Origin of the sequence: Bifidobacterium commune (assembly GCF_900094885.1) — a bacterium.
Classification (GTDB): Bacteria; Actinomycetota; Actinomycetes; order Actinomycetales; family Bifidobacteriaceae; genus Bifidobacterium; species Bifidobacterium commune.
On record NZ_FMBL01000001.1, the window covers coordinates 574,417 to 593,940 of the forward strand.

The following is a 19,524-nucleotide window of genomic DNA, read 5'->3' on the forward strand; positions in this document are numbered from 1 at the left end:
CTATCGACCCGCTCAAATGAGAATTTGAATGCTGAAATAAACGACAAGTAATCCGATTCCGAGGCCGACACCGATAAAGGTATCAAAACCAACCGAGCGGATTTTCCAAGGGCTTCGATCCTTAAGCAACAAACGAATCAAACCAGTTACAATGGCCGTCGCAGCGAATATCGCTGTGGCGGCCATTGTATGCCCTAAGCCTGCAAGCACGGCACCGCCCAGAACGGCAAACAATACAATCCATTCAAAAATAGGCTTGCCTTCATGTGATTCTGAAACGTAAGGGCGCTTGTTGTTCATCATCGCTCCTTGTTGCTTCGATCGTTAATGTTGATAAACAGTCAGTCTAGCTGGACTGCCGTATTTCAATCAATTCGATGCGTTTTGTTTTATGATTAAACCGATGAATGGATCACCACAAAAGTTGCATCCAGCGTAAGGGAATCTTACGTCTAGTGCCGCTCCAATCAGCTCCACGTTACCAAATACTGCACGGTCTGGTTATGAATATTGTCAGAATCAGTGCATAAAATGTCTGGTACCAGTCAGGTACATCGTAACGTCACGTCGCCGTGCCGCTTCAATCACTTCGTCATCCCGAATCGATCCGCCGGGCTGCACGATGGCTTTCACTCCAGCATCAATAAGGACTTCCACTCCATCTGCAAATGGAAAGAAGGCATCCGATGCTGCAACGGAACCTTCACTGCGGTTGATACCGTCAGCTAACGTATTAGCTCGTTGGACAGCTAAATGACACGTATCAACGCGGTTGACCTGTCCCATTCCAATTCCAACGGTAGCCCGGTCGTGAGCCAACAGCACTGCATTCGACTTGACACAACGAATGGCTTTCCATGCAAAAGCCAAATCATTAAGCATACTTGCATCGACCGCTTTGCCAGAAACCAGTTTCCAATTTAACGGACCATCCCCTGGGGCATCAATCTTGTCAAGAGACTGCATGAGAACACCACCTTCAATTTGCCGCAACTGCAAATCGCCTTGAGGCATATGCGACACCTTCAGAATTCGCAGGTTTTTCTTACATGTTTTCAACAATTGAAGTGCCGCTGGTTTATAGTCGGGAGCCACGATAACCTCAGTAAAAATGGGACTAATATTTTCAGCCATTTCCAAAGTGATAGTTGAATTGGCCGCGATAACACCGCCGTAGGCACTCATTGGATCACAGGCATGTGCTTTAAGATGAGCTTCGGCGACTGTCTTGCCGATGGCAAGGCCGCATGGGTTGTTATGTTTGCATATAGCAACAGCGATCTCTGGCGCAAAATCCCAAACAGCACGCCACGCCGAATCGGCATCCACATAGTTGTTGTAACTCATGGGCTTGCCGCCTAGCTGCTCTGCATGCGCCAAACCTTCCTGATTCAGTGGATTCGTATATAGAGCAGCCCGCTGATGAGGATTCTCACCGTAACTCAGTTGTTGTGCAAAATCCCATGAGCTGGTCAGGCAAGGCGGGAATTGAACATCAGGTCTTTGTTTACCGTTGTGAGAATCTGCTATGGAAACATTAATATCTGTTGACATGTCACCGTGTGCAGTAGGTATGCCGACATCTACTGCTGGTCTGTTGGTGCCGTTCGGCGTAGATATGTGATCTTTTGCGTCAGATAGGTTGCCGCAAGTCACAAAAACACCGTCATTCGCTATGGACAAGTTGGCATTGACCGTATATCGGCTTTTACTGAGACTTATTGGTTCAAACCAATAAGTGTTTGTCCATTCAGCGATTCTTGCATCATATGCAGCAGTAGCGGCGAAAGCTTTGGCGGCCAACCAACGACGTTCTTCTAAAGAGAAACCAGTGCCACTGACCACTCTTTCTGCCACTAGGCTGTATTGCGACGGATCACTGATGACTGTTACGCATGCGCTGTTTTTGGCAGCCCCACGAATCATCGAAGGTCCACCAATATCGATTTTTTCAATCATCTCAGCTTCGGAGGCACCAGATCGAACCGTATCTGCGAAAGGGTAGAGATTGCCAACTACAAGATCGAAAGGCTCGATATCCAACGATTTCAACTGACGTGCCTGCTCCTCATCATTCATATCAGCCAAAATGCCTGCGTGAATGTGAGGATCCAGAGTTTTCACGCGCCCGTTCAAGGATTCAGGGAAACCTGTGATTTCCTCGACTTCGGTGACATTGACGCCTAGTTCAGACAGTCGTTTAGCTGTAGAACCAGTGGAGACCACGGTAGTACCAGCTGAGATAAATGCCTCAGCCAGTTCATTTATTCCACTTTTGTCGTATACCGACACCAATGCTCTCCGAATAGGACGGGTTGTATCTTTCATGATGCAGCTCCTTGCATGATGCCGATATATTCGTTTTATTTTTGGTTTGAGTCTAAATCTATATCGACTTTGTTCTCGGAGTCAACTGGAGCTGCGATAGTTGGCAACGTAGCCGGATCAGAAGATTTTTCCGTGCTGTCGCTATCTGTTTTCAGCTCTTCTATTGCGGCATTGTATGTATGAAGATGATTGAATGTAATGCGCACGCCAAACACCAGTGCAATAAGCACGATTGCTGCGAACCAACCGCCCAAAAACCCCACTGAGCTAGAAAGGCAGACCACACGCGATGAGGCAATCGGATCAACTCCAACATGAGCCAGTCTATGCTGTCCAAGCGAGCCTGATGAGAGAACAAAAAGTATATTTACCACAAGAGCCATCAGTGCGCTGGTCAAGAAGAAGGACAGTAAAGGATAGATGAACTGACCAATAATCTTACCAGGGTTGAACGGTTCGTCCGGTTTTCCGGCGCTAATCGCAAAACATTTCGGGAGAAACAACTCAATAATCGCCAAGAGCAATCCGGAAATCATTGGAATGGCTACAAGACAAAGACGAAGTGTGTCATTACTCAAAGCTTGAGGAAATATTGCGAACACCGGTACTGCAGGAAGATCTGCCGCATGGTCGCTCCATAGCGAGAAACTTGCTAAATCACCAACAACGAACGTGCCACCAAACAACCAAGAAAGCGCCCACAAGCAGAGGTTTGGCAACCATGCCAACGTACATATCGTTGTTATAATTCTTGACCCCATTCCCATATTGGTCATATGGAAAAGGCGCACCGCTGCACTTTGGTTAGCGATGATCCAGACCAGAACGGTTACCAGCCCGGCGACGATATAACCCAGAATCAAAATAACGGCGTTACTCAGGCCCAACTTCAAGCTACTAATCAACTTCGGCGGAAGGTTGTTATTCACCCATTCCCCCGCTCGTGATATAAGCCGTGCTTGAGGCAACGAACCCAATAAGAATGCTATGGTAAACACCGCTCCAGCCTTGGCCAGTACGGTCCATAACGAATCTTCAAGCACTACCACGATGTTCTGAGTAAAAAGCCAGTTGACCACCAACCAGACAAACAGGCCAGACAGATAGGATTTCGGACTACGTGACAACCTGCGTGTCAGTGATGCAAGCAACCAAACAAGCAAGACCGTAAGCAGCAACGGAATGATCGAGAGTGTAATGGAACCTGCGTGAAAGCCTGCACCTTGAGTAAGTAACATGAGGGCAAGCGTCAATGGTAACGAAAAACGGGAAAGCGTTTCTCCGCCTTCCTCCATTGAAACCACCAGCAAGGTGAGCGATACCAATAGGCCTAATACGACAGTAAATATCACGGCTCCGCCAAGAGCTATGATCATGCCTTTCATCCAAGGACGCTCACTTTTATTCATTGCTGAGCATTTCCACCATTCATGATTTCAATAAGCAATTGTGCTGCCTGTGCAGGGCTTTTTCCTACCGGAATACCTGCAGCTTCCAATGCCTCTTTCTTGCCTTGGGCCGTACCGCTGCCACCTGAAACAATGGCTCCCGCGTGACCCATCTGTTTTCCTTCCGGAGCGGTGAAACCTGCGATGTAGGCCACAACCGGCTTAGTCATGTGCTCGTTGGCCCATTTAGCGGCATCCTGTTCAGCTTGTCCCCCAATTTCACCAATCATCATGACCGCTTTAGTATCGTCATCGGCTTCAAATTGCTCAAGCGCCTCTACCAATGTCGTGCCAACGATTGGGTCACCGCCGACACCAATGCACGCAGTAAAGCCGATTTGCGAAAGTTCACCCATCAACTGATAGGTAAGAGTTCCGGATTTCGACACCAAGCCCAAAGGTCCGGAAGAAACAATGCCGTCAGGAATGATACCCAAATTGACACCTGCGGAGGAATCGTCACCTTGCTTCGGTAGTTTGAGCAACCCAGGGCAATTGGGACCTACAATTCGAACACCCTTCTTCAATGCCAGCTCGACACAGTAAGCGGTGTCTGCAACAGGAATGCCTTCGGTAATCACCACAATCAAATCAATATCGGCATCAATAGCTTCAAGCATGGCACTTTTAGCAAACCGTGGTGGTACAAAAATCACGCTGACCTTCGCACCTGTGGCTTTTTTTGCTTCTTTACACGTGGCATACACGGGGACGTCGATTTGCTGATTTGATTTCTCCAGTTTGAAACTGACGTTTCTTCCGGCTTTTTTCGGGTTAACCCCCCCAACGATGTTGGTTCCCGCATTCAACATGCGTTCTGTGTGATTCATTCCTTGATGCCCGGTGATGCCTTGAACCATAACCGGGGCGTTGTCTTCGATAAACAGTGTCATCTGACCGCCTCCTTACCGGGCTTTGCGAGTCTTGCTGCCTCTTGCGCAGCTTGTTCCATGGTGACGCACACATGAATATTGGGATTACCGGCTTCATGAAGAATCTTATGGCCCTCCTGTGCAGCATTGCCGTCAAATCTGACAACAATCGACTTCGATGCGTTCAGTTTATCAAGCGCAGAAAGAATACCTTTTGCTACCTCATCACAGGCAGTGATACCGCCATAGACATTGACGAACACGGATTCCACCTGCGGATCTGATAGCACTATTGAAAGGCTGTTACTCATGACTTCAGTGGATGCACCGCCTCCAATGTCGAGGAAATTGGCTGGTTTGACGCCGGTGCCCTGTTCCTCTCCTGCAGCAGAAACCGCATCGAGAGAGCTCATGACGAGTCCTGCACCGTTACCGATCACACCTACTTCGCCTTTGAGATGAACATAATGAAGTCCATGCTGCTTGGCACGCTCTTCAAAAAGATCCGTGTGAGTTGTATCCGCGAAACGTGCCCAATCATCATGTCTGAATGCAGCGTTGTCATCTAGAGAAATCTTGGCATCCAATGCGCAAAGTCGCTTCGTTGACTCATCATCAGGATTGCCGATCTTAGCTAAGGGGTTAATTTCAACCAACGTTGCATCGTTTTGCTTGAAACACTGCCACATCTTCAACAATACATCTGCGGCCTGATCGAGATCAGCATGATAAAAGCCTATCGACTCCGCCATTTTACGGGCAGCTTCAATATCAAAATCCTCAAGAGCGCTGATATGCAGACGCTTAACCGATTCCGGGCACTCCTTTGCAATCAGTTCTACCTCTGTACCCCCATTCGCCGTGGCAAGCACATCGTAGTCTCTTGATGAACGGTCCAAAGAAATGGATACATAATATTCATGCAACACATTCTTTGCCTCAGCAACCAGCACACCACTTACTTTGTGACCGCTTATGGTCATCGGGAGAATTTGTTCAGAAGAAAGAATGGCCTCATCTTGGTCTTTAGTAAGTTTGACTCCGCCAGCCTGTCCACGATGTCCAGTGCGCACCTGTGCCTTAATCACACAGGGATAACCAATCGTATCAGCCGCAATTGCGACCTCATGAGAGTTTTGAGCGAATATTCCCCGGGGAATATCAATGCCCTGTTCCTCCAGAAGCTTTCGTGCCTGATATTCATAGAGATCCATATAACCCTCTTACTTCTTGATCCGCTTCTTCCTCATCCAAGAACCGATACCTACCGTAGGTCAGGCAGGCATGGTAACCAGAGAGCTTATGGGTGAATCCTCGAAATCGCTACGTCCGGAGAGACCAATGAGCTCCATCACAAAGCTAAATCCTACGACTTCACCTCCAGCTTTTGAGATAAGGTCAGCAGAGGCTTTGGCTGTACCGCCCGTAGCCATCAAATCATCAACCACCAGAACCCTGTCACCTGGCTTAACGGCGTCCTTTTCAATTTCAACCGTCGCTTCGCCGTATTCCAACGAATAGCTTTGATTCAACGTCTCCGGAGGAAGTTTTCCCGCCTTACGCACAGCCAAGAATCCTTTACCCAACTGTGCGGCCAGCGGAACACCTATCAAGAAACCACGAGCTTCGAGGCCGGCAACGTAATCGAATGAATCAACGGATACAGGCAATGCGAGTTCAAGTGCCTTCATCATGATGGACAGACCTCTCTGATCTGCCAAAACAGGAATGAAGTCACGGAACATTACATCTTTCTTGGGAAACCCGGGAACAGTGCGAATAAGAGAAACAAGATATTGCGCATCCTCTTCGCCGACTTTTGCAAGGTCCGTAATGGTGATATCCGAATGAGTCATGAGTCAAGCCTTACTGCCGAATAATGATTGAATGATTGAGCGCTTGACGTGTGGCAACCCACCACACACCTCGCAAACGCCATACGAAGTTGAAAGTTATCGCTACTTATTTTCCTTTACTTCGGAATCTTCAGTAGCGTCCACTGAATCGTCCTGATTTAGCTGCTCGTTTTCAGATTGGCCTTGCGTATCGGAAGCGGTATCGCTCTTTGCGGACTCTTGGGAAACCTCGTCATCCTGGACAACAGGATTGCCTTCTTCATCCACTTCGTCATCATCAATGAAAGCCGGCCGTTCATAAGAACTGCTGATGGCAGGGAACGTGAAGCGCAGCTTCGAGCCCTCACTATCGATGACAATCTCTTCATACTTGGTGTCTACTGACACAACAGTACCGATAACGCCACCGATTGTTTTTACCAATTGACCGGGTTGAAGCGAGGAACGAAAATCCTTAACTTTGGCCTGTTGTTGCTTTGATTTGCGCGATGACCAGAACATCATGGCTACCATGAACATTATAAGTACGATAAAAATAAATGAATTACCACCGGACACTTGGGACTCCCATCGAACGATTTCTCCGCCTGAACCATCTCGATGGCCGGCTTTTGATATGTCTAACTACTGAATTTTAGGATAGCTTGTTGACATCAACAGGAGGAATAAGCCCCAGATGTTGCCATGCTTTTTCGGTTGCCACCCTACCCTTTGGAGTACGCACCAAGAATCCTTCACGCACCAAATATGGTTCACAAACCGTCTCTACCGTTTCTGACTCCTCACCGACCATTGCAGACAGGTTGTTCAGTCCTACCGGACCACCGTCGAAGTTTTTGACGATAGCGTTCAGAACAGCCAAATCAAGCCGGTCAAGACCTTCCGAATCAATTTGGTAGAGTGACAGGGCATCCTGCACATCCTTTGGTTCAATCTCATCAAAGTCATGAACAATCGCCCAATCACGCACACGGCGCAACAACCTGTTGGCGATACGAGGTGTGCCTCGGCTTCTCAGCGAAAGCTGCTGCGCGCTCCCCTTGCCCAAATTGATGCCGAGCACACCTGCGCTACGCTCAATTAGCCGTTCCAATTCCTCATGAGGATAGAAATCCAAATGTGCCGTGAAGCCAAAACGTGCACGTAACGGCGACGGCAGCATACCTTCACGTGTAGTGGCGCCGATAACCGTGAACCTTGGAAGCGTAAGCGGAATGGACGATGCGCCAGGTCCTTTGCCGACCATGACATCGACTCGGAAATCCTCCATAGCAATGTATAGCAGTTCTTCGGCGGGCCTCGGCAGACGGTGAATTTCGTCGATGAATAGAACTTCGCCCTCACCAAGCGAGCTCAAAATCGATGCCAGATCACCTGCGTGCTGAATTGCAGGACCTGAAGTGACACGAATGGGGACCTGTAATTCGTTGGCTACAATCATCGCCAAAGTTGTCTTTCCCAGTCCGGGAGGGCCCGCCATAAGGATATGGTCCGGAGGAACTGAACGCTTCCGAGCTGCATCCAAAAAAAGCTGCAATTGGGCTTTGAGTGTCGGCTGGCCGATGAAACCATCTAGTGCCTGAGGACGGAGTTCCTCGTCACTTACGGGTTCGTTTCCTAATGGTTCCGAGGAAATCATACGCAATGATTCCTCGTTGGCGCCGAAATTGGGTTGAGACTGTATAAGCTCAGACATGGCTCACCTCCCTCTGTCCAGAGAAGTCAAAGCAAGCTTGAGGACATGCGGAATCTCTGTATCTTCAAGAGGTGTGTTAATGCCATTGGCTTTACATACCTCAGAAACGGCATGAGCGGCATCGTTCTCGCGCCACCCTAATGAGATGAGCCCTTCGATTACTTGCCTGATGCCATTGTCGTAATCAGGTTTGGACGACGTATTCCCTTGCTCGATTTCATCTATATTGATAGAACCCCGGAGTTCAAGAATAATCTTCTGCGCACCTTTTTTACCCAAACCCGGTGCTTTTGCCAAAGCGGCCGCATCGCCATCCCTGACAGTCCTGGCCAGCTCATCAGGCGGTAATGTTGAAAGTAATGACAACGCAACGCGTGGACCGATGCCGCTTACTTTCTGCAATTGAAGAAACATTCGTTTCGACGAAGGTGAAAGGAACCCGTATAAAGCAATGGCATCCTGTGAAACAGCAAGAGAAGTAAACACTTTGACATTTTGCCCAGCATGCAACGCGGACATCTCCGCAGCAGGCATGCGTACCTCAAAGCCCACCCCGTTCACCTCTATGAGCGCAGCATCAGAACCCACGAAGTCAACAGTGCCGCTAAGCATTCCTATCATTGCCACTCCCGCACCACTTAACTTAGACTGCAAACATATGCTCCTAAGAACCTATCGAATATCGTTCATCGATTATGACGCTCTAACTCTTTGAGCAAAACGATACAATCGATTCGAACATCTGTTCGATACTCTACATGCCCCTATCGACGCCGTGACGTTTCTTTGTCTGGTTCTGGGCCTGTGCCCACTGACGCTGAGCCAACGTCAGGTGCTGTTCGCGTTCTCCACCTTCGAGTGCACCGGAGGGGCGCAAAGCGTGGCATATCGCCTGCGCCAAGGCATCGGCGGCATCAGCCGGTTGTGGAATCTCACTCAGGCTTAATATACGTGCAACCATACGTTCCACCTGAATTTTTTCAGCACGACCATTACCTGTCACCGCCATTTTGGCCTCAGTGGGTGTATGCAGCGCAACAGGAATGCCACGTTGCGCCGCGGCAAGCATGGCAAGGCCAGCAGCCTGTGCAGTACCCAGGACAGTACTTCGGTTTTCTTGAGCGAAAACACGTTCGACTGAAACAACATCAGGCGAAAAACGATCGATCTTGGAGGTCAATCCGTTGTAGATCGCCAACAGTCTCAGATCCTGCGAAATCCGAGGATCGCTTCTAACGACATCAACATGAACAAAAGAAAGCCGACGCGATGCGTCGGCTTCTATTACGCCGACCCCGCAACGGGTAAGCCCAGGATCGACACCCAAAATTATCACAGCAAACTACTCACTATTCGTTGGCAAGCTGTTCCATCACCTCGTCGGAGGCGGTCCAGTTGCTGTAAATGTTCTGCACATCGTCGAGGTCGTCAAGATTGTCGATGAGCTTCGACACCTTCTTTGCATCCTCAAGGCTGAGTTCAACCTCATTCTTGGGAAGCATGACCAAATCAGCCGAATCGTAATCGATGCTGTTCTTCTGCAACGCCTGGCGCACCTCGATCATCTGCTCTGGAGAAGTGATGACCACATATACTTCATCCTCATCCTTTACATCCTCAGCGCCCGCTTCCGCAGCAATCTCAAAAAGCTTGTCATAGTCGATTCCCTCAGACGGAACCTCAATCTGCCCCATACGCTCAAAGTTAAAACTCACGGAGCCGGAAGTAGCCAACGAACCGTTACCTTTGCTAAGCGTGGAACGCACGTCAGCAGCAGCACGGTTGCGGTTGTCAGTCAGGCACTCGATAATCAGGCCGACACCTGCTGGAGCATAACCTTCATACGTGATGTTCTCATAGTTGGCGCCGCCAGCTTCCTCACCGGATCCGCGCTTGATAGCGCGCTTGATGTTGTCGGCCGGCATCGAAGACTTCTTAGCCTTGACGATGGCATCATACAATGTCGGATTACCGTCGGGATCACCACCGCCGAGACGAGCCGCGATTTCGATGTTCTTGATGAGCTTGGCAAACAACTTGCCACGCTTTGAATCGATAGCGGCCTTCTTGTTCTTGGTGGTCGCCCATTTTGAATGCCCTGACATATTGCTCCTACGAGGTATACGAATACGTTAAACAAGTTAATTTTAAAGCTGTTTCACGACAATGCGCGTGCATAAACTTCAAGCACACGGTCAACCACGGTTGGCCAATCATACTGCTTGGAGCGTGTAAAACTCGCTTGTCGAATACGTTCCCTATATTCTGAATCATTCAGCAACGAGAGAACTTTGATGGCACAGTCCTTAACGTCACCGTTGGCAAACAAAGCGGCATCCTTCCCGGATTGCGTTACTGCACGGAAAGCCTCAAGATCGCTGGAAACTACAGCGCAGGAAGCTGCCATGGCTTCAACCAAAACAATCCCGAAACTTTCGCCGCCTGTCTGCGGCGCGACATAAATATCAATTGACTTATAGAAACGCGCCTTATCTGCATCGCTGATTCTGCCGAGAAACTCGAAGTGCCGCGCCAGCTCCCCACTGCCGTCTACTTTGTCGAGTATCTTTATGGCGTCTTTTTCTCCGGTTCCCGCACAAAGGAAACGCGCACCGGGGTATTGCTGCAAAATCTGGCTGGCGGCTTGCACAAAAATAGAGAATCCTTTTCGCGATTCATTCATTCGGCCCAGAAAACCAATGGTTGGCCTCTCGCTTGTTCCCCTCCAAGCGCGATTTGTCTGTGCAGAGGCGAAGAAATTGCAATCGATTCCGTTGGGAATGACATCGTACTCGATGTCTCGAGGAGCATAATGAACCACCGACTGCTTGGCAGCGTCTGAAACGCAAATCCCTGCCGAAAGCGGCGAGAGATATTTGCGGAGATAGCCTTGCGTGAAACGTAACGCGAGCGGATACGGATCGAATGCCCCATGGAATGTGCCAACAAACGGAGGATGATGTATCATCATCAGCGGCTTATGGCTCAACGACGGGCATTCAGGCTCATGAAGATGAACAATGTCGAAATGGCCTTGCTTCACCCATCGTCGTGTTCGAAATCCGACAAATCCGAAATAGCTCAACCTGGCCACGGACCCGTTGTACGGAATCGAGAACGATGAATCATTCGTGGTAACCCAAGACGGCATATCCTTGGTTCTGCGACCCGGAGCAAGAACCTCAACCTTATGCCCACGTCTCATCAGCTCATTTGAAAAATCTCGAATATGGAGCTGAACGCCGCCAGGAGTCTCGAATGAGTATGGTGAAATGATTCCCACATTGAGTTTCCTGCCGTGTAGCGGATCAGATTGCACGCGGTTTTCATAGGCTTGTTCGTTAGACATGATTCTTTATTGTGCCACAGCAGCAGTATTTCTGAGTTCTGCACGAAATGTAAACGATAAGAACAATCAGGGTCAACGAGTTGGTTATTGCACCTGCTTGATACGCTCGAGTTCGGACATCACTTCGTCGGGAACATCTTTAAGACGTGAGAAATCGAGATCGTCGATGAAAATTGGCTGGAGCATATGCCAATCCTCTGGGTATGCCAGAATACCATGAGCCCAGACATCCACCCATGCCTGACTGATGGCATGAATGGCCTCTTCCCGCGGCAAATCGCGAAACCGATCAATATCGACCGGTGCACTGATGTCAACCACATAACCATAGCGAACCCCGGCTTTGCGCCGCGCCTCACCGTGAAGTTGTTCACGAAACATATTGACCACGAACAACGGTTTGCCTGTATCAAACGCCAATGCGGCCGGTCCTCGTGCAACCCGAATTGTCGATCCAAAGGCTTTCACAAACTCACCGTGTCGACTCAAATCCCGATCAGCCAGCAAAGCAACGAGACCATGGGGCTCATCCAACACTTTCGTCAGTTTTTCAATCAAATTCGGCTGGCCAGTAAGCAAAACCGTGATATCAAGGCGCTTACGAATCTTGATAAATGTGTCGAGCAATGCCTTGTTGGCAAGCCGCTCGGCGGTTACAGTTGGCGGAGCAAGCACATTTGCCGCAAGGAACCCTTCATAATCCCAGTTTCCTTGATGGCTGATAGCCAAAGGAAGACTTCCCGGCTCATCGTGCACCAAACGTCGGCAAATGGGCAATCCCGGTCCTATGGCTCTGGCTCGCGCCAACAATCGTTCATTCGACTGCCCGCCGACGGTCATGGCCTCAGCGAAATATGTAAAGTATGAACGCATACCACGGTGACTTGCCTTGCGCACGTCTTTTCTGGTAACTGCGCCGTCCCGTGCCACCAAGACATGGTGCAGGTTTCGCTCGAGCTGACTAACACCTCCAAGGCTGAACAGCCAGCAAACGTCTGCAGCAAACAAGAAGATCACGCGCAGGAGCGGTTCTGGGACGAGTCTAGGATGGTTTGCTAAAAAAACCAAGAAATTGTCGAACATGATGGTTGGAACGGCTTTCAGACGGTTATAAAGATATCGCTTGTTGGTGCATATATATGGAAACCTGCTCCTCATTCCATCTCAGCGACGGGGAAGAAGGACGAGTTGTCATTGAGATCAATCAGATGTTGCCGTCGGTTTTCATCTGACGATGCACCTCAAAGATACGCTGGAAAACCGTGATTGTTCCAAGAACTGCGAGAATGACCATAAATACCATCACCCATCGCGAATTGTCGAAAATACCGCTGAAAAGCATCCCTACTAAGATGATGACTAAACGGTCACTTCTTGTGGCAATTCCGTTCTTTGCCTCGTATCCCAACGATTCTGCACGCGCACGGACATATGAGGTCACGAAGGAAGTCATCATTGCATACATCGCGGCTCCGATGCCAATCCAGCCGATGACATCGTTGGAATCGATGGCACCTGCTGCGATTGACATGTGTCCATGCAAAAGGAAATACAGTACAATCGAGAACAGAACCGCCCAGTCGGCAATTCGATCGAGCGTCGAATCCAAAAAAGCCCCGAATTTGGTCTCTCCGGTGCTTAAGGCTGCCACTGACCCATCAAGCGAATCGAAAGCAGCGAGAATCGCCATAAGAATTGACCCCGCTACCAGCCAGCCGGTAATTCCTGTGGCAATGGCGACAGCAATCATGCCGATGGCTCCAATTACAGTCACCATATTCGCCGTGAACCCCAATGACACCAAAAGCTTGGCGATCGGTGCAATCAGACGTTTAAACGGAGGTCTTAGTTTCTCAAGCATGCTTAAGCATTCCTCAATACGTTAGTTACTTTGTTGCAGCGGCAAAATCGCTGGCGTTGTATACCTGGACCCTGGATTTGATGACCTTGAGGATATCGGCCTTGGCCTCCTCAACCGGAACACCGTTCAATTGACTGCCATCGCGGAAGCGGAAGCTGACGGCGTTCTTATTAACGTCATCCTCACCTACAATCAGCGTGAACGGGACCTTAGACTTGGAAGCATTACGAATCTTCTTGCCAAAGCGATCATCGGAAACATCCATCTCACAGCGAACGGTTTCCTCGTTCAAAGAATCGATGAACTCGCGAAGATGCGGTTCAAATTCGTCAGCCACAGGAATACCCATGACCTGCACTGGAGCAAGCCATACTGGGAACGCCCCTGCATAGTGCTCAAGCAGAATCGCAAAGAAACGCTCGATCGAGCCGAAGAGCGCACGATGAATCATTACCGGACGTTGGTGTGTACCGTCCTTGGCAATGTATTCAAGCTCAAAACGCTCAGGAAGGTTGAAGTCGAGCTGAATCGTCGAAATCTGCCAAGTACGGCCGATGGCATCGCGCGCCTGAACGGAAATCTTCGGGCCGTAGAAAGCAGCCCCACCCGGATCGGCAACCAGTTCCAGTCCGGATTCCTCGGCAACTTGCTGCAAGGTATCAGTGGCTTCGGTCCAAATCTCGTCATTACCTACAAACTTCTTCTCGTCCTTGGTGGACAACTCAAGATAGAAATCATTGAGGCCGTAATCTTTCAGCACCTTCAGTACGAAGTTCAGAATCGACTTGAGTTCGTCTTTCATCTGCTCGCGTGTGCAGTAGATGTGCGAATCATCCTGAGTCAAGCCGCGAACACGTGTCAGACCATGCACTTCACCGCTCTTTTCATAGCGATAGACAGTTCCGAACTCGAAGAGACGCAGCGGAAGCTCTTTATAGGAACGCTGGCGCGACTTGAAGATGAGGTTGTGCATCGGACAGTTCATCGGCTTAAGATAGTAATCAAAGCCCTGCTTGGTGACGTTGCCGTTCGCGTTTTTTTCCTCATCAAGATGCATCGGCGGGAACATGCCGTCCTTGTACCACTGCAGGTGCCCACTGGTCTCGTAGAGGCCGCCTTTGGTGATGTGCGGCGTCTGCACAAAGCTGTAGCCGTTCTTACGATGCATTTCACGCGAATAATCTTCCATCGCGTTGATAATCGCTCCACCCTTTGGATGGAAGACGGTCAACCCAGGTCCGATGGCCTCAGGGAAGGAGAAAAGATCCATTTCTGCGCCAAGCTTACGGTGATCGCGCTTGGCGGCTTCTTCCATACGAGTCTGGTAGGCTTTCAGATCTTCTTTCGATGCCCAAGCCGTGCCATAAATGCGCTGCATAGAGGGATTATGCTCATCACCCAGCCAGTAGGCCGCAGCTGCACGTTCCAGCTTAAATGCCTTGATATAGCGTGTATTGGGCAAATGAGGGCCTTGACAAAGGTCTTTCCAAACAATTTCACCTTCTCGGTCAAGATTGTCATACATGGTGATCTCACCGAAGTTTGGCATTTCCGTACCGACGGTCTCGTCGATATCTTCCTTCTTTTTACCAATGAGTTCAAGCTTGTATGGCTGATTCGTCTCTTCCGCACGCGCTTCATCCTCGCTGACCACGCGGCGTCGGAATGACTGCGAAGACTTGATGATGCGCTTCATGTGCTGTTCGATTTCCTTGAGGTCTTCAGGCGTGAAGGGCTTGTCAACATCGAAGTCATAGTAGAAACCGTTTGTGATGACAGGTCCGATGCCCAGTTTGGCATCCGGTCGAATCTCTTGGACCGCCTGTGCCATAACGTGAGTCGCGGAATGACGCATAATCGCCAAGCCGTCCTCGCTGTCAAGGGCAATTGATTCGACATTGTCGCCCTCGTGAAGCGGAGTGTAAAGATCTCGCGGCTTTCCGTTCAAACGAACCGCGATGATATTTTTGTCCCCGGAGAAGAGATCGGTGCCGGTCTGTATGGCTTCCACCTCCTTTAATTCGCCGTTGAGTATGATGGAGATGGTTTGTTCAGCCATGCTAGTTTGTCCTTTTCTTTCAGGGCCCGCGTTACTAGGGGCAGGCCTGGACGATAAATTAACATGGACAAGAATATGGGTCGATAGCGACATGGACACGACCGACGGTCAATTGGGATTGATATGAAGAAAAAAGAGCGGACAACGGGACTCGAACCCGCGGTCTCGACCTTGGCAAGGTCGCGCTTTACCAACTAAGCTATGTCCGCAAAGACAACAGAGAATATACCCGATACTCTGAATTGAAGCAAATTCGGCGGGTCGCATTTTCGTATGGAAAGATAGAAACAAACGCCCATCAAACACTCAAGTTGTCGCAGACCATCGATTGCCCTATAACCATAGACTGGAAATAAATTACAGTGAACAAGGGAGCATTAAAACAAAAACTGTTAAAGGATTCCATAGAACCCCACCTGTGGGTGATGCTGGAATCGAACCAGCGACCCCTTCCGTGTGAAGGAAGTGCGCTAACCCCTGCGCCAATCACCCAATTTCAAGTTATGAAACAAAAACCGGAGTTTCCTCCGGTCCTTGTGGGCGATACAAGATTCGAACTTGTGACCCCTTCCGTGTCAGGGAAGTGCGCTAGCCACTGCGCCAACCGCCCAGGTTGTAGAATACGAACTTTCGTTCATCTTCCGAGGTGGGTACGAGAGTCGAACTCGTCTATACGGCTTTGCAGGCCGCTGCCTAACCGCTTGGCTAACCCACCGTAAGGTCATTGCAACTCTTCGGACCTCGAGCGGACAACGGGACTCGAACCCGCGGTCTCGACCTTGGCAAGGTCGCGCTTTACCAACTAAGCTATGTCCGCAATGCTCTCGACTGGAAACCACACCGAAGCACGAGAAATAACTATATATGCTATTCCGTTTTTTTACAAATCTTGCGTGTCGCCGCACGATATCAACGTTTCAATGCGCTCCTCAAAAAGTATGACCTAATACCGTTCTCTTGATTGCCACTGGAAAGCTTCACCCATGGCTAAAGAACTGGGACCCAACGTTCTATCACGCTAGATTAGAATCCATGACATCGGAAGTGAAAGCAGAAAAGCCTCTCATGATTTGTGCATTCGAGGGTTGGAATGACGCAAGCCAGGCGGCAACCAACGTGATTTGGCACCTGGTAGCACGATACGATTCTCGAGAAATTCGGCATATACGCACCGATAGTTACTACGATTTGCAAGTTGCACGTCCGATGGTCTGCCATGTAACCGGACAGCCTCGTATTATCTGGCCACAGACGACGTTCTATGAAATAAACATCAATCCGGAAACGCAGGTTTATGCACAGATCGCCCCCGAACCCAATTATCGTTGGCTTGACTACTGCCATACTAGCCTTTCGATTGCAGATGAGCTTGATATCGGTGAAATCGTCACTCTTGGATCGATGTATGCCGACTGCCCACACACCAGGCCACTGCCAATCGAGGAAGAAGCTTTACGTCGCGGTAAGTCCAGCATCAACGGCGGTGCTGAAGAAGACCATGGAAAACGGCCAAAAAACAGCAATCCTTACGATGGACCGGTAGGGATCCCCTCCGTGCTCAACATGATTGCAGAAGAAGATGGTTTTGACACCGATTCAATGTGGGTGTCGGTTCCGAAATATCTTTCTGGCGATGAGTGCCCGCAAGGAACATTGGAAATTCTCGAACGCCTTTCCGACCTACTGTGCGTGAAACTGGACACTGGAACGCTGCCGCAGCAGGCTACAACATGGAAGGCGCAGGCAACAGTGCTGTCGAATTGCAATGACGATCTCAAACACTACATCCGACAGCTTGAAGCGCAATATGATGTAGATCAACAGCTCGATGCGTTGGAAAGCCGAGCCAACAATCATGGCGAACAAATTGCACTCGAGGCCGAAGAATTCCTCTCCCATATCGACGATTGAGAGTTTATCACTTCGGCAGTTTTTCCGAAGCTTATCGTAAGCAGTCATTTCGCACGAAGATACGCTGGAATAGCATAAATGGTGCCCGCCGGCTCACACCGACAGGCACCATCTTACTAATTTTCGCAGCTAAATGCCACGGTATGACGTCACGACACTTTCTCAGTTAATCATTACAACGTTACTGATTGAACCACACCAGACAAGGCCTCTACTGTAGCAGGTGAAGACTGGAGGACACCTGCAATCAAGAGGAATGCAACCAGAACGGCAAGCACAATACGGTAAATCGCGAAAGCTTTGTACGAGAATGTCGAGACAAACTTCAGGAATGCAATAATAACAATATAGCCGACGATAAAACTAACCGTCGTAGCCGCTATTGTTGCTCCCCATCCTGGGAAATTGGCTTCTGATTTGTAGTCCCCTATGGCTTTTACCGCTTCGAGAATCCCAGAACCGAAAACGGCTGGGATGGCCATGATGAAACTGACACGCACTGCATCCTCACGTGTGTAGCCCATGGCACGACCGAAGGTGATAGTACCACCTGAGCGCGAAACACCTGGTATAAGCGCCAGCATTTGTCCGACACCAAAAAGAAGAGCCTCTTTCCAGTTCATCTCCTGAACTGTTTTGCGTTCCGGAAATCGGGCATCCACGACCCACAGCAGAATGCCGAAAAGGACGAGCACAGTGACGGTGATCCACATGTTGCGCAACGTGGTCTCGATGACATTCTGGAACAGGACGCCGGCAATCAGGATGGGCATGGTTCCTATAATGATGTACCAACCGAACGTTGCATCACGGTCTCCCTTGCCGAGACGTGATTGCAGATCACTACCATTATGACCGAAAAGGCACGAAAACCAGTGTGAAAGGATGGAAAAGATATCACGACGGAAGTAAAGAATCACCGCGAGTTCAGTTCCCAGTTGAATAATGGCCGTGAACGCAGACCCAGGGTCTGACTTGAGCATCAACTCCCCGACAATGCGAATGTGCGCACTCGAAGATACTGGTAGATATTCTGTGAGTGCCTGGACCAGTCCCAGGATTATGGCTTGGAAGAAATTCATGATCCCTCTTTAAACATTCCTTCATCGTCACGTTGGTGGGCAATCGCCGGCCCTTCTGCATTGCCGACGATGAAGGTTCGTGTCTGACTCACTCAGAGTACTCACTATACGCGAACTTTGCTCGAATATTGTCAGGATTGTCGCATATCACTCACACAATTGAAACATCGGACACATTGCTGCCTGGTCGTTACACAAGCGAAGAGCACTGTACATATTGTTCTATGGCAGAAGCGAAAGAAGGTAGATCGTGGCAAAATACCGAAAAAGTCGGGCTTACGCACCTAAAGGATTTTTCGAGTGCGAAGGAAAAGGCCTGCAATGGCTGGGAGAGACACAAAAGCAGGGTGGACCGCGCGTCGTGGATGTTTACGGGTGGTCTGATGACTGGCTCGACATCGAACAAGTAAATTCCTGCTCTCCTACACCATTGGCCGCCTACGACTTCGGTGCAGCTTTGGCGCGTATGCACGACTCTGGAGCACAGTATTTCGGTTCATCACCTGACGGATACGACGGAATTTGTTATTTCGGGCCATTGCAGGATCCCGTGCCCATGGCTACCGGCGAGTGGACAAACGCAGTGGATTACCTTGCCGAAGGACGCTTGCTACCTATGGCCAGACTGGGTAGGCAACGTGGCATGCTGGACGACGATGATCTGACTTTAACACAGGAAGTCATCAATGCGCTTCCAGATTTATTGGGCCCTGCGGTGTCGGATAAGCCGGCTCGTGTGCATGGAGACCTGTGGAGCGGAAACGTCATGTGGACCAATGATTCCGGCGAAGCTCAAGCTGTCCTGATTGATCCTGCGGCCCACGGCGGGCATCGCGAAGAGGATCTGGCCATGCTCAACTTGTTCGGCATGTCGTATCTGGACCAAATCTTGGAAGGATATGAATCTGTTCACCCACTTAAAAAGGGATTTGAGAAGCGTACCACAATCTGGCAGCTCTACCCCATTGCCGGCCATTGTGTATTCTTCGGGGGCGGTTATGTCAGCGAATACCGTTCGATGTGCCGCTCTTTGCTGTCTTAGATAGTACCGAGGTCATGTAG

Annotated in this window: 18 protein-coding genes and 5 tRNA genes; 2 read left to right on the plus strand and 21 right to left on the minus strand. The window is 49.7% G+C overall.

Annotated features, from left to right (window positions below; genetic code table 11):
- Positions 1-12 precede the first annotated feature (12 nt).
- The 20 genes from GA0061077_RS02255 to GA0061077_RS02350 all read right to left on the minus strand — a co-directional run bounded on the left by GA0061077_RS02255 (position 13) and on the right by GA0061077_RS02350 (position 16,286).
- Complete coding sequence (locus GA0061077_RS02255; RefSeq protein ID WP_091847284.1) at positions 13-300, minus strand: DUF3017 domain-containing protein; 288 nt, start codon at positions 298-300, stop codon at positions 13-15.
- 219 nt (positions 301-519) lie between these two features.
- Complete coding sequence (gene purH, locus GA0061077_RS02260) at positions 520-2,328, minus strand: bifunctional phosphoribosylaminoimidazolecarboxamide formyltransferase/IMP cyclohydrolase (RefSeq protein ID WP_091847285.1); 1,809 nt, start codon at positions 2,326-2,328, stop codon at positions 520-522.
- Between the two features lie 35 nt (positions 2,329-2,363).
- Positions 2,364-3,737 (minus strand): cell division protein PerM, encoded by a 1,374-nt coding sequence (locus GA0061077_RS02265; RefSeq protein WP_091847286.1) that lies wholly within the window; start codon positions 3,735-3,737, stop codon positions 2,364-2,366.
- A complete protein-coding gene (sucD, locus tag GA0061077_RS02270; RefSeq protein WP_091847287.1) occupies positions 3,734-4,669 on the minus strand; it encodes a succinate--CoA ligase subunit alpha in 936 nt (311 codons plus the stop codon). The genes GA0061077_RS02265 and sucD overlap by 4 nt, the downstream gene beginning before the upstream one ends.
- Complete coding sequence (gene sucC, locus GA0061077_RS02275) at positions 4,666-5,862, minus strand: ADP-forming succinate--CoA ligase subunit beta (RefSeq protein WP_091847288.1); 1,197 nt, start codon at positions 5,860-5,862, stop codon at positions 4,666-4,668. Before sucC ends, sucD begins: the two co-directional genes overlap by 4 nt.
- Before the next feature lie 60 nt (positions 5,863-5,922).
- The gene (locus GA0061077_RS02280; protein ID WP_091847289.1) at positions 5,923-6,504 is read right to left on the minus strand and encodes an adenine phosphoribosyltransferase; all 582 of its coding nucleotides are present in this window, start codon (positions 6,502-6,504) and stop codon (positions 5,923-5,925) included.
- A gap of 102 nt (positions 6,505-6,606) precedes the next feature.
- On the minus strand, positions 6,607-7,023 hold the full coding sequence (locus tag GA0061077_RS02285; RefSeq protein WP_091847610.1) for a preprotein translocase subunit YajC: 417 nt from the start codon (positions 7,021-7,023) through the stop codon (positions 6,607-6,609).
- A 115-nt stretch (positions 7,024-7,138) separates the two neighbouring features.
- On the minus strand, positions 7,139-8,200 hold the full coding sequence (ruvB, locus tag GA0061077_RS02290) for a Holliday junction branch migration DNA helicase RuvB (protein ID WP_091847290.1): 1,062 nt from the start codon (positions 8,198-8,200) through the stop codon (positions 7,139-7,141).
- A 3-nt stretch (positions 8,201-8,203) separates the two neighbouring features.
- A complete protein-coding gene (gene ruvA, locus GA0061077_RS02295) occupies positions 8,204-8,821 on the minus strand; it encodes a Holliday junction branch migration protein RuvA (protein ID WP_091847611.1) in 618 nt (205 codons plus the stop codon).
- 133 nt (positions 8,822-8,954) lie between these two features.
- A complete protein-coding gene (gene ruvC / locus GA0061077_RS02300; RefSeq protein ID WP_091847291.1) occupies positions 8,955-9,536 on the minus strand; it encodes a crossover junction endodeoxyribonuclease RuvC in 582 nt (193 codons plus the stop codon).
- Positions 9,537-9,549: 13 nt separating this feature from the next.
- A complete protein-coding gene (locus GA0061077_RS02305) occupies positions 9,550-10,305 on the minus strand; it encodes a YebC/PmpR family DNA-binding transcriptional regulator (RefSeq protein WP_091847292.1) in 756 nt (251 codons plus the stop codon).
- A 53-nt stretch (positions 10,306-10,358) separates the two neighbouring features.
- Positions 10,359-11,549 (minus strand): glycosyltransferase family 4 protein, encoded by a 1,191-nt coding sequence (locus GA0061077_RS02310; RefSeq protein WP_091847293.1) that lies wholly within the window; start codon positions 11,547-11,549, stop codon positions 10,359-10,361.
- Positions 11,550-11,633: 84 nt separating this feature from the next.
- A complete protein-coding gene (locus tag GA0061077_RS02315) occupies positions 11,634-12,632 on the minus strand; it encodes a phosphatidylinositol mannoside acyltransferase (RefSeq protein WP_091847612.1) in 999 nt (332 codons plus the stop codon).
- A gap of 121 nt (positions 12,633-12,753) precedes the next feature.
- Complete coding sequence (pgsA, locus tag GA0061077_RS02320; protein ID WP_091847294.1) at positions 12,754-13,410, minus strand: phosphatidylinositol phosphate synthase; 657 nt, start codon at positions 13,408-13,410, stop codon at positions 12,754-12,756.
- Between the two features lie 25 nt (positions 13,411-13,435).
- The gene (thrS, locus tag GA0061077_RS02325; RefSeq protein ID WP_091847295.1) at positions 13,436-15,469 is read right to left on the minus strand and encodes a threonine--tRNA ligase; all 2,034 of its coding nucleotides are present in this window, start codon (positions 15,467-15,469) and stop codon (positions 13,436-13,438) included.
- A gap of 136 nt (positions 15,470-15,605) precedes the next feature.
- Positions 15,606-15,678, minus strand: a tRNA-Gly gene (locus tag GA0061077_RS02330).
- 210 nt (positions 15,679-15,888) lie between these two features.
- Positions 15,889-15,961, minus strand: a tRNA-Val gene (locus GA0061077_RS02335).
- A 45-nt stretch (positions 15,962-16,006) separates the two neighbouring features.
- Positions 16,007-16,079: transfer RNA gene (locus GA0061077_RS02340), tRNA-Val, on the minus strand.
- Positions 16,080-16,113: 34 nt separating this feature from the next.
- Positions 16,114-16,184 (minus strand) — tRNA-Cys (locus GA0061077_RS02345).
- 29 nt (positions 16,185-16,213) lie between these two features.
- Positions 16,214-16,286, minus strand: a tRNA-Gly gene (locus GA0061077_RS02350).
- A gap of 215 nt (positions 16,287-16,501) precedes the next feature.
- Between GA0061077_RS02350 and GA0061077_RS02355 the strand changes: the two genes are divergently transcribed.
- The gene (locus GA0061077_RS02355) at positions 16,502-17,380 is read left to right on the plus strand and encodes a PAC2 family protein (protein ID WP_183193104.1); all 879 of its coding nucleotides are present in this window, start codon (positions 16,502-16,504) and stop codon (positions 17,378-17,380) included.
- A 173-nt stretch (positions 17,381-17,553) separates the two neighbouring features.
- Here the strand turns inward: GA0061077_RS02355 and uppP are convergent, their stop codons facing one another.
- Positions 17,554-18,462, minus strand: coding sequence for an undecaprenyl-diphosphatase UppP (gene uppP / locus GA0061077_RS02360; RefSeq protein WP_091847297.1), 909 nt, complete (start codon positions 18,460-18,462; stop codon positions 17,554-17,556).
- A gap of 250 nt (positions 18,463-18,712) precedes the next feature.
- Here uppP and GA0061077_RS02365 point away from each other — a divergent pair, with 250 nt between their 5' ends.
- Entirely contained in the window at positions 18,713-19,504 is a 792-nt protein-coding gene (locus tag GA0061077_RS02365; RefSeq protein WP_091847298.1) for a fructosamine kinase family protein, read from the plus strand.
- The last annotated feature ends 20 nt before the right edge of the window (positions 19,505-19,524 follow it).

Bases quoted from the DNA above. Each gene is read 5' to 3' on its own strand.
- GA0061077_RS02255 (WP_091847284.1), bottom strand. From the start codon at position 300: ATGAACAACAAGCGCCCTTACGTTTCAGAATCACATGAAGGCAAGCCT.
- purH (WP_091847285.1), bottom strand. From the start codon at position 2,328: ATGAAAGATACAACCCGTCCTATTCGGAGAGCATTGGTGTCGGTATAC.
- GA0061077_RS02265 (WP_091847286.1), bottom strand. From the start codon at position 3,737: ATGAATAAAAGTGAGCGTCCTTGGATGAAAGGCATGATCATAGCTCTT.
- sucD (WP_091847287.1), bottom strand. From the start codon at position 4,669: ATGACACTGTTTATCGAAGACAACGCCCCGGTTATGGTTCAAGGCATC.
- sucC (WP_091847288.1), bottom strand. From the start codon at position 5,862: ATGGATCTCTATGAATATCAGGCACGAAAGCTTCTGGAGGAACAGGGC.
- GA0061077_RS02280 (WP_091847289.1), bottom strand. From the start codon at position 6,504: ATGACTCATTCGGATATCACCATTACGGACCTTGCAAAAGTCGGCGAA.
- GA0061077_RS02285 (WP_091847610.1), bottom strand. From the start codon at position 7,023: ATGTTCATGGTAGCCATGATGTTCTGGTCATCGCGCAAATCAAAGCAA.
- ruvB (WP_091847290.1), bottom strand. From the start codon at position 8,200: ATGTCTGAGCTTATACAGTCTCAACCCAATTTCGGCGCCAACGAGGAA.
- ruvA (WP_091847611.1), bottom strand. From the start codon at position 8,821: ATGATAGGAATGCTTAGCGGCACTGTTGACTTCGTGGGTTCTGATGCT.
- GA0061077_RS02305 (WP_091847292.1), bottom strand. From the start codon at position 10,305: ATGTCAGGGCATTCAAAATGGGCGACCACCAAGAACAAGAAGGCCGCT.
- GA0061077_RS02310 (WP_091847293.1), bottom strand. From the start codon at position 11,549: ATGTCTAACGAACAAGCCTATGAAAACCGCGTGCAATCTGATCCGCTA.
- GA0061077_RS02315 (WP_091847612.1), bottom strand. From the start codon at position 12,632: ATGTTCGACAATTTCTTGGTTTTTTTAGCAAACCATCCTAGACTCGTC.
- pgsA (WP_091847294.1), bottom strand. From the start codon at position 13,410: ATGCTTGAGAAACTAAGACCTCCGTTTAAACGTCTGATTGCACCGATC.
- thrS (WP_091847295.1), bottom strand. From the start codon at position 15,469: ATGGCTGAACAAACCATCTCCATCATACTCAACGGCGAATTAAAGGAG.
- GA0061077_RS02355 (WP_183193104.1), top strand. From the start codon at position 16,502: ATGACATCGGAAGTGAAAGCAGAAAAGCCTCTCATGATTTGTGCATTC.
- uppP (WP_091847297.1), bottom strand. From the start codon at position 18,462: ATGAATTTCTTCCAAGCCATAATCCTGGGACTGGTCCAGGCACTCACA.